Origin of the sequence: Streptomyces cyaneofuscatus, assembly GCF_000718135.1 — a bacterium.
Taxonomy (GTDB): domain Bacteria; phylum Actinomycetota; class Actinomycetes; order Streptomycetales; family Streptomycetaceae; genus Streptomyces; species Streptomyces cyaneofuscatus.
The window spans coordinates 19,348-33,480 of record NZ_JOEM01000011.1 but is presented as its reverse complement, the minus strand read 5'-3'; the positions used below and the strand labels follow the sequence as shown (position 1 = coordinate 33,480).

Genomic DNA, 14,133 nt, shown 5'->3' with positions numbered 1-14,133 from the left:
GGTTGAGGAGCGCTTGCCTTCGGCTTGAGCGGGTCAGCCGGCGGCGATTGCCGAGTAGGTCAGTACGTCGGCCGGAATCTGATGGAAGAGCTTCCACTCAATCGCCATAGGTTTACCACCCGTGTGCTTGACGTACTCCGCCGGTCCCAGGAGCATCCACGGCTGGGGTCCGCCGATATCCGTCTGCTTGTACCGGCGTACAAAGAGCAGGACGTGAGTGCCCTTCTCCTTGTGGGTCTGGTAGCGGATGCCTGTGGGTGAGCGCTCCGATGTCCGGTTCTGCGATTCCCAGTGGAACAGGGAGTCGCTGAGCGCGTAGTCCTTGTAGCGGGTCTCAGGCGAGAAGTCTTTCTCGTCCTTCTCCAGAGTGACGAACAGAGCATCGGTTTGGATGCTCTCGCACCACCTCACTCCCTCGCGGAAGTGCCCCGGCTTCTGACCGTCCACAGAGGCCTGGTCCAACGCGGGGAGAATCTCTTCGCGGCTGTACGAAGCGTGGATGGTCAGAGGGATGGCGGCGTGTGTCCCGAGGAGCGGCACCGGAACGTGGTCGGCCTTCTGGAGGACGTGTGCGAGCACTTGCCTCAACTCGTCCCGGAAGGCGGGCTGATGGCGGAGTGAGTCCAGCCCTGCTTGGTAGCTGGAGAATCCCTCTGCCAGCGGCCACAGCGAGAAGAAGAGCATGCGGGCGTAGCCCTGCTCCTGCTCGCTGAGTTCGTCGTAGGCGGGGGCATCGTCGGCCAGCAGCTTGCTGTATGCCGCAACGCGCAGCGGGTCGTCGACATGCAGGAAGGCCGAAACCCGCTTGAGTAGGGGCAACTCGCCTTCAGGGCCGACCGCGTCCAGGAGCTTCGCCCGACGCAACAGTCCCGTCCACGAGTTTCCGTTGCCGCGGTAGAGCTCCTTGAGCTCTCGGCCGCTCTCCTTGAGGAAGTCTGCAAGACGTGGTTTCGCGTAGGACGCGACCTCGCGGGCCAACTGCGTCACGTTGATCGCGATCTGGGCGCGAATGTTGTCAATGATCAGTTCTTTGGCCTTGGTCTCCAGGATGATCTGGCAACCAGAGGGAAGTTGCGGGAAGTCCTGCTCGATGTTGTCGAGGAGGCGGTTGCGCGTCAGGTTCGTCAGGGCGCGGAACTGCTCCTCGAAGCGGAACTCCTTGCGGTGCTGACCGATGAAGTCCAAGACGGTGAGGACCGCCTTGTCGTCGGTGCGACGCAACCCGCGCCCCAACTGCTGAAGGAAGACCGTGGCGCTTGAGGTGGGCCGCAGCAGGAGCAAGGTGTCGACGTCGGGGATGTCGAGGCCCTCGTTGAACAGGTCGACCGAGAAGATGACTTGGAGTGCCCCAGAGCGCAGATCCTCAAGTGCGGTCTTGCGGTCAAGTGACGGAGTCTCGCCGGACAGTGCGACGGCGTTGAGGCCCGCCCGTCGGAAGTAGTCAGCCATGAAGTGCGCGTGCGCGACTGACACGCAGAACCCCAGGGCGCGCATCGAGCCAGGGTCGGTGACCTTGTCCTTCACTGCTTGCACGACGAGCCGAGCTCGTGCCTCGTTGCCCGTGAAGAGATTGCTTAGGGCTGTCGAGTCGTAGGCTCCACGCTTCCACGTGATAGCGCTCATGTCCGTGTTGTCGGTGACGCCGAAATAGTGGAAGGGGCTCAGGAGCTCGTTCTCCAGAGCCTCCCAGAGCCGCATCTCCGCCGCGATCCGGCCATCGAAGAACTCGTCATGGATGTTCAAGCCATCCATGCGTTCCGGCGTCGCTGTCAGGCCCAAGAGCTCCCGGGGCTGGAAGTGGTCCACGATCTTGCGGTACGTAGGCGACGTGCCGTGATGGAACTCGTCGATCACGATGACGTCGAAGTGATCGGGGGCGATCCGGTCCAGAGCTTGCGCTGTGAGTGACTGGACGCTGGCGAACACGTGGTTCCAGCGGTTGGGGATCTCGCCGCTGAGCAACAACTCACCGAAGTTCGCATCGATGAGGACGTTCTGGTAGACGCGCAAGGACTGTTCCAGGATCTCCTTCCGGTGCGCCACGAAGAGGAGGCGCGGGTCGCGGCCGAGCGTCTGGCGCAGGCGCTTGTAGTCCAGCGCTGCCATGACGGTCTTCCCGGTGCCCGTTGCTGCGACGAGGAGATTTCGGTGCCGGTCATGGACCGTGCGTTCGACTTCGAGGCGCTCCAGCATGTCTCGCTGGTGAGGGTACGGGCGGACTTCTAGGCCGGAAAGAGTGATGCCCGTAGACCCGGGGCGGCCACTGCCACCAGCGCGGGACAAGGCGTCGTCCAGTCGCTCTGCGTCCGTGTCAGGGTCGTACGACTCGAACGCGGCCTCACTCCAGTAGGCGTCAAAGGTCGCCTCGAACTTGCGGATCACCGACGGCGTCGCGACGGAGGAGAGGCGCACGTTCCATTCGAGCCCGTCCAGAAGAGCGGCCTTGGAGAGGTTCGAGCTGCCGACATACGCCGTGTCGAAGCCGCTGGCACGGCGGAAGAGCCATGCCTTGGCGTGCAGACGCGTGGAGCGGAGCTCGTAGTTGACCTTGACCTCAGCGCCGAAGTCCCGCACCAGGCGGTCCAGGGCGCGGCGTTCGGTGGCTCCGATGTACGTCGTCGTCAGGACACGGATGGGAATACCGCGCTCCCGCGCCGACGACAGGGACTTCTCCAGAACGCGGAGCCCGTGCCACTTCACGAATGCGCACAGGAGGTCGACTCGGTCGGCGGTGGCCAGCTCGGCGCGTAGCTCGAAGCCGAGACTGGGGTCCTCAGGGGAGTTCGTAATGAGCGCCGTCTCGGACAACGGCGTTGCTGGGCGTATGGCGTAGACGCCCGGCGCCTCCTGCTCCGCGACGGCCAACAGCTGGCGCGGCCCATCGGTGACGAGATCGACCCACTCGGTCGCACCTTCGATCGTATTAAGCGATTCCAGGATGTGATTGGCCGCAATCACCTGCTCGGCAGGGGAGAGGCCCTGGAACACCCGCCGCACTGTGACGCCGATATGGCGGGCGAGCACGTGAGGTGCTGATTCCTTGCCGACGGAGGCGTCGATGGAGTGCCAGCCCGTTGAGTCGAGCTGCTTCATCCGCTCGGCGAGCCGATGCGTGATCAGAGACTCGTAAAGCCCAGCAACTGGCGCGTCGTCCGAAATGTCGTTGGGCATGCCCCGAGTCCCCCTCATTTGGCTGCGTACTGCATGTGCAGTTGTATCAAGGAGGACTGACAGTCGGGCCATGGCTTCTGAGACCAGAAGGGGCCGCCACCGCGAGTGCGCGGGCAGCGGCCCCTGCCGTGGACGTGCGGCAAGCGTCACCCGCCCCCGTGGCACCCCCCATAAGCCTCCCCCGACCCGCACCAGCAGGCGGCCGTGCGGGACGGGGGCCACGGGGTGGCGCGGCCTCGGGCGGCGAGGGTGGTGGCGTATTGGGGGAGGAGGCCCGGGTCGGCGGGGGAGGCGGCTTCGGAGGCGGCGAAGGCCTCGTACGAGGGGACCGTGCCCGTGACGATACCCAGGTTCGGGGTGCCCGTCGCGTGGAGGTCGCGCAGGGACGCCTCCAGGCGGGACAGGTGGGTCGCCCGGTCCACGTACTCCTCGGTCAACTCCGGGTACGTCGAGAGGAGTTCCCGGAGTTCCTGGTCGGGCCAGTGCAGCACCGCCACCGGGAACGGGCGCGACAGCGCCGTACGGTACGTGCCCAGCTCCGCGCGCAGGCGGGTGATCTCCGCCTTCAGCTCCACCGGGTCCGACGAGCCCAGCGACCACACCCGCTTCGGGTCGTGGAGCTCGTCCAGCGGGACCGGGGCCGTGTGCAGGGCGCCGGCCAGCTCGTCCCACGCGTCGTGGTCCAGGCCCATCAGCCGGCGCACCCGGTGGCGGCCGGTCAGGAGGGACTGCGTCGCGTACGGGACCTCCTCGCCGGGGGCCAGCAGCAGCGTCAGCGCGGTCGAGAAGAAGTCGTGCGCCGACTCCAGCTCGTCGTGCGCCTCCAGGGTCTCGGCGGCGACCTGCCAGGGCGCCGCGTCCAGCGGGCCCGCGGCGTGGATGCCCTCGATGATCGCGCGGGCCTCGGCCTCGTGCCCGTACTCCCAGAGGTTCGACGCCTTCAGGGCCTTGATCAGGTGCGGGTTCTCGACGGTTGACTCGGGGGCGGCCAGCAGGTCGTCGTAGAGCGTGCTCGCGCGGGAACGGTCACCGGCGAGTTCCAGATGGGCCGCGGCCTGGAGGACCAGCGGTTCCTGGTCCTCGGGGTACTGCGCCGCGGTGCGCAGCAGGCGCTCGGCTTCGGTGGTGTGGTCGGCAGGCGTGTCGGGGCGCATGGATCACACGGTACTGCCGGACAGCGGCCGTCGGGAGGAGAGGTCGGAAGCCGGACCCGGAGTGGGGGCGGCAGCGGGATCTGACGAGGGGGGCGTCTGCAGGGGGAGTGGAATCTGGTGGTGGGTATGGAGAGTTCCGTACGTTGGTTCTATCGTGCCCGCCGTGCGGAAACGGGGACGGACACCCTTACGTGGTGCGGTACGTGGTGCCGTGCCGAGCAGGCCGGGCTCGCGGGCCGGTCGTCGACGGCGGAACCTTCTCGCGCGTGGGCTCTGGGGCTTCGCCGAGATCGTCGTCACCCTTGGTGTTGTTCTCCTGCTTCTTGTCGTCCATCAGCTGTGGTGGACCAACCGGGAGGCCCGCCAGGAGGCCGGGCGTACCGTCCAGGCCCTTCAGCGGGAGTGGGGCCCGCCTCCACCCGCCGTCCCGAGCGGAGCCCCCAGCGGCGATCCGACCGGCGACCCCGTGGTGCCCGAGCCCCCGCCCTCCGCCGCCGGCCCCGGCCCCACCCGCGGGTCCGACCCGCCGGCCGCCCCCACCACCCCCCGCTGGGACCAGGCCTACGCAGTCCTCCGCATCCCCCGCATCGGCCTCACCGCCCCCGTCGCCGAGGGCACCGGCAAGGGCGGCGTCCTCGACCGCGGGTACGTCGGGCACTACACCCGGACCGCCCAGGCCGGGCGGGCCGGGAACTTCGCGCTCGCCGGGCACCGCAACACCCACGGCGAGCCCTTCCGGCGCCTCGACCGGCTGCGGCGCGGGGACCGGATCACCGTCGAGACCCGGGACGCCGTGTACACGTACACCGTCGACAAGAGCCTCGCCCGGACCGCGCCCTCCGACAGCGGGGTCATCGCCCCCGTGCCCCGCTCCAACATCACGACCTCCGTCGGATACAGCGAGCCCGGCTACTACCTGACCCTCACCACCTGCACCCCCGAGTTCAGCTCCCGCTACCGGCTCGTCGTCTGGGGCAAGCTCACCGCCATGCGTCCCCGGTGACCGGAGCCCGATGATCGGGCGCAACCGGGCCCGGCCGATCATCGTGTATAACGAAAGGAGTGCCAGGACCCGCCTGTACGGAGGACGGAAGGAGACGCCCCATGCGTGACGCCAACCGGCTGCGCGGCGCCTTCGCCCGGTTCCTCCGGCCCGTCGGCCTCCTCGTCCTCCTCCTCACCGAGGTTCTCCTCGCCGAGGGCGGCAGTCTCTCCGCCGCCGTCGCGCTCGCCGCCACCGCCGCGGCCGGCTCCGCGCTCCTCGCCTGCTCCGTCATCAGCGCCCGCTGCGCGCCCCCGGTGCCCCGCACCCGGGTCCGTACGGCGATCAGGGACCGGGAGAAGCGCACCGCCTTCCTGCCCCAGCGCGACCCCGACGCCCGCGGCCGGACCAGGCCCCGAGCACCCGGGCACGCCCTCCTGACGGCCATCGCGTAGGGCGCTCCCGCACCGCAGTCCCGTAGCGCCCCCGCGTGGGTCGTCATGCCGAGTACCGAGCACCGCGTACTTCTCCCGGCACGACGAGACCCCCGGAGGGCTCACCCATGTCCGCCTTCATGTCCGCTTTCGCGAACCTGGTCGGCTCCCTCGCCGATCTGCTCCAGCCGCTGTTCCACGGCGCGTCCACCGCCGCCGCGATCATCCTCTTCACCGCCCTCGTGCGGCTCGCCGTCCATCCCCTCTCGCGGGCCGCCGCGCGCGGGCAGAAGGCCCGTACCCGGCTCCAGCCGCAGATCGCCGAGTTGCGGAAGAAGCACGGGAAGAACCCTGAGCGGATGCAGAAGGCGATCATGGAGCTGCACGCCGCCGAGAAGGTCTCGCCGCTCTCCGGCTGCCTGCCGAGCCTGCTCCAGATGCCCGCGTTCTTCCTGCTCTACCACCTGTTCTCCAGCGGCTCCATCGGCGGCGAGCCCAACGCCCTCCTCAGCCACGACCTCCTCGGCGCCCCGCTCGGCGGGCGCTGGCACGACGCCCTCGCGCACGGCGGGATGTTCGGCGGGCACGGGTGGGTCTACCTGGGGCTCTTCGCGCTCGTCGCCGCCGTCGCCACCTTCAGCTACGGACGTACCAAGCGGCAGATGGCCGCCAACCCGGTGGTCCCCGCCACCGGTCCCGACGGGCAGGCCGTGCCCGGTATGGGCGCGATGATGAAGATGATGCCGCTGCTCTCGTTCGCCACTCTGATCACCGTCGCCGTCGTCCCGCTCGCCGCCGCCCTGTACGTCGTCACCACGACCACCTGGACCGCCGTCGAGCGGGCCTGGCTCTACCGGGACGTGCCCGTGACCGGCGGCGCCATGGCCAAAGCGGCGTAATCGGGAACGGCGCATGCGCCGGTCCAGTGTGTGAACGAGGTCTTGCGGAGTGGTCGTGACTCTTGGAGGATCAGCCAAGTCCTTCGTCGGCCGCAACCCGCCGGAGGGCCCCACCTCGAACAAGAGGAGTTGGACCGTTGAAGCTGCTTCGAGTCGGTACGGCGGGCGCGGAGCGCCCCGCACTTCTCGACCGCGACGGGACTCTGCGTGATCTGTCGGGAATCGTCCCCGACATCGACGGCGATCTGCTCGCCGACGCCTCCGCCCTCGCCCGGGTACGGGCGGCCGCCGGCACCCCCGGTGTGCTGCCCGCCCTCGACCCGGCGGGGCTGCGCGTAGGGCCGCCGCTGGGGCGCATCGGCAAGATCGTGTGCATCGGGCTGAACTACCACGACCACGCCGCCGAGACCGGGGCGGCGATCCCGGAGGAGCCGATCCTGTTCTTCAAGGCCCCCGACACCGTCGTCGGGCCCGAGGACACCGTGCTCGTGCCGCGCGGCAGCCGCAAGACGGACTGGGAGGTGGAGCTCGCCGTCGTCATCGGGCGCACCGCCCGCTACCTGTCCTCCGCCGAGGAGGGGCTCGCCCATGTCGCCGGGTACGCGACGGCGCACGACGTCTCGGAGCGCGAGTTCCAGATCGAGCGCGGCGGCACCTGGGACAAGGGCAAGAACTGCGAGACGTTCAACCCGCTGGGCCCCTGGCTCGTCACCGCCGACGAGGTGCCCGACCCGCAGGCTCTGCCGCTGCGGCTCTGGGTCAACGGCGAGCTGAAGCAGAACGGCACCACCGCCGAGCAGATCTTCCCGGTGGGTGAGGTCGTCCGCTATCTCAGCCACTTCATGACGCTCTACCCGGGCGACGTGATCAACACCGGTACGCCCGCCGGGGTCGCGATGGGGCAGCCCGAGCCGAAGCCGTACCTGAGGGCGGGGGACGTGGTGGAGCTGGAGGTGGAGGGGCTCGGCCGGCAGCGGCAGGAGCTGAAGGGGGCGTAAGCCGGAGCGTACGGGGCCCCGGGGGCGCTTCGACCGCGCCCCCGGGGGCCTCGTACGGAACCTCAGTTCCCCAGCGTCGCCGTGAACTGCTCCAGCGCCTCGACCACCATCGCGTGGTCCTCCGCCTGCGGCAGCCCCGAGACGGTGACCGTGCCGATCACCCCCGCGCCCTCCACCGCGATCGGGAACGAACCGCCGTGCGCCGCGTACGCGTCCGGGTCCAGGCGGGACGACTCCTCGAACGTGGTCCCCTTCGAGCGGAACCGGGTGCCGACCAGGTACGAGCTCTCCCCGTACCGCTCGACCACCGCGCGCTTACGGTCGATCCACGCGTCGTTGTCCGCACTCGAACCCGGCAGCGCCGCGTGGAACAACTGCTGCGCCCCGCGCCGGATGTCGATCGCGACGGGCGCGTGCCGCTCCCGGGCGAGCGCGACCAGGAGGCTGCCGAGCGTGAACGCGTCGTCGTAGCTGAAGTGCGGGAGCGTCAGCCGGCGCTCCTGGGCGATCAGCTCGGAGATGGTGGGGGAGGTGGTCGTCATGCGCGGTGCTCCTTGCCCGAAGCGTGCGGGGCCTCGTCGTGCTGAGCCTCGTTGTGGTGGGCTTCGTCGTGGTGGTGGGGGAGGAGGGTGACGGAGACGCCCTCGCGGGCCGAGCGGCGGGCGGCCTCCAGCACGTCCAGCGCGGCGGCGGCCTGGAGCGCGGTGACCGGGTTCTCACCTGCGCCGCGCACGGCGGCGGCGACGGCGGCGTAGTACGCGGGGTAGTCGCCGGGCAGCGTGCGGACCGGGGTGCCGCCGCCGGTCAGCGGGGACTCGCCGGAACCGATCCGGCCCCACACCTCCTCGACCTCCTCGCCCCACGGCTCGCCGGCCGTCCCCGGGCGCTTGCCCTCGCGCAGGGCCGCCTCCTGGGGGTCCAGGCCGTACTTCACATAGCCCGCCGTCGAGCCGAGCACGCGGAAGCGCGGGCCGAGCTGGGCCGTGGTGGCGCTGACGTACAGGTGCGAGCGGACCCCGTTCGCGTGCGTGATCGCGATGAACGTGTCGTCGTCCGCCGCCGCGCCGGGACGCCGTACGTCGGACTCGGCGTACACCTGCACCGCCGGCCCGAACAGCACCAGCGCCTGATCGACGACGTGGCTGCCCAGGTCGTACAGCAGGCCGCCGATCTCCTCCGGGTCGCCCGACTCGCGCCAGCCGCCCTTCGGCTGCGGGCGCCAGCGCTCGAACCGGGACTCGAAGCGCTGCACCTCGCCCAGCTCACCGTCGGCGATCAGCGCGGCGAGCGTGCGGAAGTCGTTGTCCCAGCGGCGGTTCTGGAAGACCGAGAGCAGCAGTCCGCGTTCCTCGGCGAGCGCCGCCAGCTCGCGCGCCTCGGCGGCGGTCCCGGCGATCGGCTTGTCCACGACGACGGGCAGACCGGCCTTGAGGGCGGCCGTCGCGAGGGCGACGTGCGTCTTGTTCGGGGAGGCGATCACGACCAGGTCCAGCTCGTCCGCGCGCTCCCACAGCTCGTCCGGCGAGGCGGCGAACCGGAGGTCCGGATACGCGGCGCGGGCCTCGGCCCGGCGCTCCTCGTTCGACGTGACGACCGTGTCGAGGACCAGGCCCTCGGTCGCGGCGATCAGCGGGGCGTGGAAGACGGAGCCGGCCAGGCCGTAGCCGACGAGGGCGACGCGGAGAGGGGCGCCGGAGGCGGAGGCGGAGGCTTTGGGGGTCATGCATTCCACTTAAGCAACGCTGTTGCCAAAGTGCAAGCGACCGGCACAATGGGGTGGTGAAGGGGAGTGAACCGTTGAACGGGAGCCGGACGAAGAGCCAGGCCGGGGTGAACCTGCCGGCCCTGCGCCACCACAACGCGGCGCTGGTCCTGGACCTGCTGCGGGCGGCCGGGGCAGAGGGCATCAGCCGGCTGGAGCTCGCCGAGCGCACCGGCCTCACCCCGCAGGCCGTCAGCAAGATCACCGCCCGGCTGCGGACCGAGGGCCTGGCCGTCGGCGCGGGATTGCGCCCCTCCACCGGCGGCAAACCGCGCACGGTGCTCCGGCTCGTCCCCGACGCCCAGTTCGCCGTCGGCCTCCACCTGGACCGCGACGGACTCACCGCCGTCCTGGTCGACCTCGCCGGGCGCCCGGTCGCCGTCACCACGGCCCCGCTCGACTTCGGAGCCCCGGCGGAACAGGTCCTCGCCGACGCGGCCGACGCCGTACGCGACCTGAGCGCGGCCGAGCCGCACAAGCCGGTGCTGGGTCTCGGCGTCGCCGTTCCCGGCCCGCTCGACCACCGGGACGGCGTCCTGCACCGGGTCACCGGCTTCCCGCAGTGGGACGGCTTCCCCCTGCGCGACGCGCTCGCCGAGCGCACCGGCCTCCCGGTCACCGTCGACAAGGACACCAACGCCGCCGCCCTCGCCCTTTCCCTGAGCGGGCTGCCCGGCGATTTCGCCTACCTCCACCTCGGTACGGGGCTCGGCGCCGGGCTCGTCCTGGGCGGCGCGGTGCACCGGGGCGCGCGGACGGGGGCGGGCGAGTTCGGTCACCAGACCCTTCAGCTGGACGGGCCCCTGTGCGGGTGCGGCGGGCGCGGCTGCATCGAGGCGCTGTGCCTGGCCGCCGAGGCCCGCGGCGACCGGGCGGAGGCGGCCCGGGTGCTGGGCGCGGGCGCCGCGAACCTCGTCGGGCTCCTCGACATCGACCGGGTCGTGCTGGGCGGCCGGACGGTGGCGGCCGACGAGGACGCGTACGTACGGGGCGTCCGGGCCGTGATCGAGGAGCGGGCCGCCCGGGGCAGGGGCGGTGGCTCGGTGACCGTCACGGTGGCGGGGGGCGGCGACCGGCCCGTCGCGGAGGGCGCGGCCCAGCTGGTGCTCGCGCCGGTGTTCGGGCGGGTGGGGGAGCGGGGGTAGGAGAGGCGGGGGCCCGGTCAGGCCGCGGAGGTGTCCCGAGCCGACGGTCGTACGTCGGTCGCCGGAGGGTGTACGTCGGTGGTCGGCGGCTGTCCGTCGGCGGTCGGCAGCCGTACGTCGGTGGCAGGCGGCCGTACGTCGGTGGCGGCGGCGCCCACCAGCAGTGCGGCGAGCGCGAGGGGTGCCACCACCAGGTACGCGACCCCTATCTCGCCCCCGGCCGTGCCGCCCCGCCACGCCACCACCAGGGCGACGGCGCTCGCCACCGCCCAGCCGATGTCGTAGCCGATCATCAGCCGCAGGCAGGTGGCCATCGGGCGGCGGCGGACGTAGACGACCTCGATCCCGCCGCCGATCACCAGGGCCGCGCCCGCGATGAGTACGAGCCAGGCCTCCACCCCGAACAGGTCGTCCAGCCAGGCGCTGCCGACCGCGAAGGCGGCGCCGAGCACCACCTTGAACGCGCCGTCGCCGATGGCTCCCGCAAGCATGCGTGACATGAGTGCTCCTTCTTGGGTCTCACTCCGTGTGCGCTTCCGTAATCTGGTTACTAGAATAATGGAATTATGAGAATGACGAGAGCCGAAACCAAGGAACGCAATCGCCGCGCCCTCCTGGACGCCGCGTTCCACGTCGTCTCCCGGGACGGGCACCGCGCCCGGCTCGACGAGATCGCCGAGCGGGCCGGGCTGACCACCGGGGCCGTCTACTCGCTGTTCGGCAGCAAGAGCGGTCTGCTGGGGGCGCTGGTCACCGACTATCTCCAGCCGCACTACGAGGAGATCGAGCAGGCGATCCCGGCGGACGCGGACCTCCTGGGGGCGGTCGACGCCTTCGCCCGGTACTACCGGCGGACCTGTGATGCCGCCGACGCGCCGGCCGACCAGTCGTTGCAGTTCACCCTGCTGGGCATGGCCCTGCACGACGCCGAGGTGGGCCCCCGGCTGGCCGCGTCGGTGCGGGCGGAGGAGAGCCGGCTGATCGCCCTGTTCGCCGGGCGACGGCATGAGGGGGCCCTCGTGACGGAGGGGCAGGCGCACCGCCTGACCACTGCGCTGAGGGCCGTCCTCATCGGCCTCAGCCAGGGCGTCCTGCTCGGCCTCGCCCCGGGCGCCGACGAGCAGTTCTTCGCCGACACCGCCCGCGCCCTGGTGTCCGGCGCGACCCTCCTCGAAGACCCGCAACCGGTGTCGGTAGTCCGACGGTCCGACAGCCCGACAGTCGGGTGATCCTATGAGCGGTGTCGGCATGTCGACTCTCTGCGTCCGCGCGCGCGTGCTTGCCTCGGAGGCCACAACCGGCGGCCCCCGCCCCGGTCGTTCGCGAGCAGCGAAGGGTGTCCCCATGTCCCCCACCTCCTGCGCGCGGCTGCGTGACGCCCGTGCGCTCGCCGCCCTCGGGCTGGCCGCCGGGATCGCGGTGCCCGCCGCGCTCCTCGGCGGCCCGCAGGCCGTCGCCCACCCCACCCCCGCCTCCTTAGCAGCCGGGTCCGCGGCCGACGCGGCAGCCGGCGAGCAGCCCGCCTGCGGTGATCCGGGCGCCGAGGAGTTCCCCATCGAGGCCCGGATCCAGGAGGCCCCGACGACGTACGCCTCCGGTGGCGGCTACGGCATCTGGTTCCTCGACCTCACCAACACCACCGACACCGCCTGCCGCGCCCTGCACCCGGTGCTCGTGCTCAACGACGAGGACCGCAAGCTGACCACCGAGCAGATCCAGCTGAAGTTCTCCGAGCCCGGCCGCCCCGGCACCGAACACCGTGTCACCTGGGAGACCACCGACCGCCACGAACAGATCGGCGTCTTCGACGGCGACCCCGGATCCACCGCTGCCGACGGCTTCCTCGGCTTTACCGTGCCCGCCGGTGACACCGTCAGCGTCCGGGTCCGGATGGCCTTCACCTCCGACACCGCACCCGGCCGGGTCACCGCCCGCGCCGCCGTCGTCCAGCGCCACCACCAGGACAAGGCCAAGGGCGGCGGCCGTGAGGACGGCGACTGGGTGGGGGAGTCGGGGGCGTACCGGTTCGTGATCGTCGACGGTGCCACGGGCGAGGTGCCCCGGCCGGAGCGCACCGAGGAGGACAGCGGTGACCGTACGGACGTCTCCGCGGAACCCCGCCCCCGTACGGACACGTCCTCCGCCGCACCCACACCCTCCACCGGGCCGACACCCTCGCGCACCCACACGCCCACGCCCCTGCTCACCTCCACCCCCACCCCCGCCTACACCGGCCCCGCCAAGGAGTCCGCCCCGCACCCCAGCTCACCTCCCCGCCCGGACGGGTCGCCGGCCCCCCGGGAATCCGGCGGCGGGAAGGAACGGCCCACACGCCCGCCCCACTACGCGACCGGACGCCCGCTCCCCGAACTCGCCCGCACCGGACCGGAACTCCTGCCCTGGGCCGGAGCCGCCGCCGCAGCGCTCGTCCTCTGCGGCGGCGCCCTCGTGAGGATGGGCCGCCGGATGCGCCGGATCATGGCTTTCGGGGAGTGTCCGAACGGAAATCAGCGGTAGCGGGGCGAACGTGATCCTGGTTCGGGGCAGCGCGGTGGAGCCCGGTGCCTCGCGGCGGTCACAGCCGGCACCTGGCAAGCGTGTGCGCGCCGATCACGCCCTCACCCGGTATGCGAAGCGCTTCAGGAGAACGTGTACCCGGCGAAGTCGGCGACGTGGACATACCCGAGGCGCCGGTACAGGGCGTTACTGGTGGGGTTGTCCGGGTCCGTGAAGAGGACGACGTCTGTCGCGCCCGCGGCCAGTGCTGCCCGGCTCGCCTTCACCGTCACGGCCCCCGCGTAGCCGCGGCCCCGGAGGTGGGCCGGGGTGTAAACGGGGTCGATCCGGACCATGCCGCCGATGACCGATGTCGCGGCCGCCATCGAGACGGGGTTGCCGTCCGGGGTCTCCCAGAAGGTGAAGTGCCGGTCGCCGAAGCGCGAGTCGTCCCAGGAACCGGCGTCGATCAAGTCGACGGAGGACTGCTCCCCGACATCGACGCAGAACTCACGGCACCAGCGCACGACGTGTTCGCGGTCCCTCCCGCCCGTAAGGCGGCCCCGGCCCTCCGGGCGCGGCCGCGGCGGAGTGAGTGTTCCGAGGCGGTAGAGATGTGTCCGCCAGAAGAGTGCTGGTGCCGCGCCGGTGTGCCGCTGCCAGGAATCGGCGTACGCGGTGGCGGTGTCGTGGTCCGCGATGACGTTGGCGGGTGAGTGGCCGAGGACGGCCAGGTGGGCGGCGAGGGCGTCGGTCTGCTCGACGGAGAGGGGAGTGAGGCCCAGGCGGCCGCTCGACATGAGGTAGAAGACCGCGTGGACCTCGCCTCCCGACTCCAGGCTGCCGAAGACGGCGGTGGCGGGGGCGTGCGCGTCCGGCGTGCGTATCCGCAGTTTCTCGATGTCTGTCAGCGGCGTGTTGTGCAGGGCAGGGCGCGAGCGCAGGAAGTCCCCAGCTCGGGCGAGGAAGTCGTCGACGTCTTGGGTGATGTGCCACTCATCCGGAAGCATGATCCCTGATCCCTGATCCCTGATCCCTGATCCCTGATCCCTGGTTCCTGGTTCGGCGCTCTACAGGCTGCGTCGGTTGACG

The 14,133-nt window shown here is 71.0% G+C and carries 13 protein-coding genes; 7 read left to right on the top strand and 6 right to left on the bottom strand.

The genetic code is table 11. The annotated features are described in order from the left end of the window. Positions 1-33: 33 nt before the first annotated feature. Both IF17_RS0119440 and IF17_RS0119435 read right to left on the bottom strand, forming a co-directional pair. Complete coding sequence (locus IF17_RS0119440) at positions 34-3,171, bottom strand: DEAD/DEAH box helicase (RefSeq protein WP_030567656.1); 3,138 nt, start codon at positions 3,169-3,171, stop codon at positions 34-36. 146 nt (positions 3,172-3,317) lie between these two features. Continuing rightward, a complete protein-coding gene (locus IF17_RS0119435) occupies positions 3,318-4,325 on the bottom strand; it encodes an SEC-C domain-containing protein (protein WP_030567654.1) in 1,008 nt (335 codons plus the stop codon). A 211-nt stretch (positions 4,326-4,536) separates the two neighbouring features. Between IF17_RS0119435 and IF17_RS0119430 the strand changes: the two genes are divergently transcribed. The 4 genes from IF17_RS0119430 (at position 4,537) to IF17_RS0119415 (ending at position 7,638) form a co-directional block, all read left to right on the top strand. Further along, positions 4,537-5,328, top strand: coding sequence for a class E sortase (locus tag IF17_RS0119430; RefSeq protein ID WP_030567652.1), 792 nt, complete (start codon positions 4,537-4,539; stop codon positions 5,326-5,328). Between the two features lie 101 nt (positions 5,329-5,429). After that, entirely contained in the window at positions 5,430-5,762 is a 333-nt protein-coding gene (locus IF17_RS0119425) for a DUF6412 domain-containing protein (protein ID WP_018512437.1), read from the top strand. Between the two features lie 107 nt (positions 5,763-5,869). Beyond that, a complete protein-coding gene (locus IF17_RS0119420) occupies positions 5,870-6,640 on the top strand; it encodes a YidC/Oxa1 family membrane protein insertase (protein WP_030567651.1) in 771 nt (256 codons plus the stop codon). A gap of 137 nt (positions 6,641-6,777) precedes the next feature. Then, positions 6,778-7,638, top strand: a complete 861-nt coding sequence (locus tag IF17_RS0119415) for a fumarylacetoacetate hydrolase family protein (RefSeq protein WP_030567650.1) — start codon at positions 6,778-6,780, stop codon at positions 7,636-7,638. Between the two features lie 62 nt (positions 7,639-7,700). Here IF17_RS0119415 and IF17_RS0119410 read toward each other — a convergent pair whose 3' ends face one another. Together IF17_RS0119410 and IF17_RS0119405 are read right to left on the bottom strand one after the other, a co-directional pair. Continuing rightward, a complete protein-coding gene (locus IF17_RS0119410; RefSeq protein ID WP_030567649.1) occupies positions 7,701-8,180 on the bottom strand; it encodes a heme-degrading domain-containing protein in 480 nt (159 codons plus the stop codon). Continuing rightward, positions 8,177-9,361, bottom strand: a complete 1,185-nt coding sequence (locus tag IF17_RS0119405; protein WP_030567647.1) for a Gfo/Idh/MocA family oxidoreductase — start codon at positions 9,359-9,361, stop codon at positions 8,177-8,179. Before IF17_RS0119405 ends, IF17_RS0119410 begins: the two co-directional genes overlap by 4 nt. A 74-nt stretch (positions 9,362-9,435) precedes the next feature. On the opposite strand from IF17_RS0119405, the gene IF17_RS0119400 reads away from it, so the two are divergent. After that, positions 9,436-10,545, top strand: coding sequence for an ROK family transcriptional regulator (locus IF17_RS0119400; protein ID WP_030567645.1), 1,110 nt, complete (start codon positions 9,436-9,438; stop codon positions 10,543-10,545). A 17-nt stretch (positions 10,546-10,562) separates the two neighbouring features. Here IF17_RS0119400 and IF17_RS01000000136575 read toward each other — a convergent pair whose 3' ends face one another. Further along, positions 10,563-11,045, bottom strand: a complete 483-nt coding sequence (locus IF17_RS01000000136575) for a hypothetical protein (RefSeq protein WP_244890520.1) — start codon at positions 11,043-11,045, stop codon at positions 10,563-10,565. Positions 11,046-11,117: 72 nt separating this feature from the next. On the opposite strand from IF17_RS01000000136575, the gene IF17_RS0119390 reads away from it, so the two are divergent. Both IF17_RS0119390 and IF17_RS01000000136570 read left to right on the top strand, forming a co-directional pair. Continuing rightward, on the top strand, positions 11,118-11,774 hold the full coding sequence (locus tag IF17_RS0119390; protein WP_030567642.1) for a TetR/AcrR family transcriptional regulator: 657 nt from the start codon (positions 11,118-11,120) through the stop codon (positions 11,772-11,774). Positions 11,775-11,889: 115 nt separating this feature from the next. Continuing rightward, a complete protein-coding gene (locus tag IF17_RS01000000136570; protein ID WP_051884075.1) occupies positions 11,890-13,062 on the top strand; it encodes a peptidase in 1,173 nt (390 codons plus the stop codon). Positions 13,063-13,184: 122 nt separating this feature from the next. Here the strand turns inward: IF17_RS01000000136570 and IF17_RS0119380 are convergent, their stop codons facing one another. Then, entirely contained in the window at positions 13,185-14,051 is an 867-nt protein-coding gene (locus tag IF17_RS0119380; protein ID WP_030567637.1) for a GNAT family N-acetyltransferase, read from the bottom strand. Between the last annotated feature and the right edge of the window lie 82 nt (positions 14,052-14,133).

Excerpts from the sequence above, each read along its gene's own strand:
- IF17_RS0119410 (WP_030567649.1), bottom strand. The coding sequence starts at position 8,180 with ATGACGACCACCTCCCCCACCATCTCCGAGCTGATCGCCCAGGAGCGC.
- IF17_RS0119435 (WP_030567654.1), bottom strand. The coding sequence starts at position 4,325 with ATGCGCCCCGACACGCCTGCCGACCACACCACCGAAGCCGAGCGCCTG.
- IF17_RS0119425 (WP_018512437.1), top strand. The coding sequence starts at position 5,430 with ATGCGTGACGCCAACCGGCTGCGCGGCGCCTTCGCCCGGTTCCTCCGG.
- IF17_RS0119380 (WP_030567637.1), bottom strand. The coding sequence starts at position 14,051 with ATGCTTCCGGATGAGTGGCACATCACCCAAGACGTCGACGACTTCCTC.
- IF17_RS0119390 (WP_030567642.1), top strand. The coding sequence starts at position 11,118 with ATGACGAGAGCCGAAACCAAGGAACGCAATCGCCGCGCCCTCCTGGAC.
- IF17_RS0119420 (WP_030567651.1), top strand. The coding sequence starts at position 5,870 with ATGTCCGCCTTCATGTCCGCTTTCGCGAACCTGGTCGGCTCCCTCGCC.
- IF17_RS01000000136575 (WP_244890520.1), bottom strand. The coding sequence starts at position 11,045 with ATGTCACGCATGCTTGCGGGAGCCATCGGCGACGGCGCGTTCAAGGTG.
- IF17_RS0119440 (WP_030567656.1), bottom strand. The coding sequence starts at position 3,171 with ATGCCCAACGACATTTCGGACGACGCGCCAGTTGCTGGGCTTTACGAG.
- IF17_RS01000000136570 (WP_051884075.1), top strand. The coding sequence starts at position 11,890 with ATGTCCCCCACCTCCTGCGCGCGGCTGCGTGACGCCCGTGCGCTCGCC.
- IF17_RS0119405 (WP_030567647.1), bottom strand. The coding sequence starts at position 9,361 with ATGACCCCCAAAGCCTCCGCCTCCGCCTCCGGCGCCCCTCTCCGCGTC.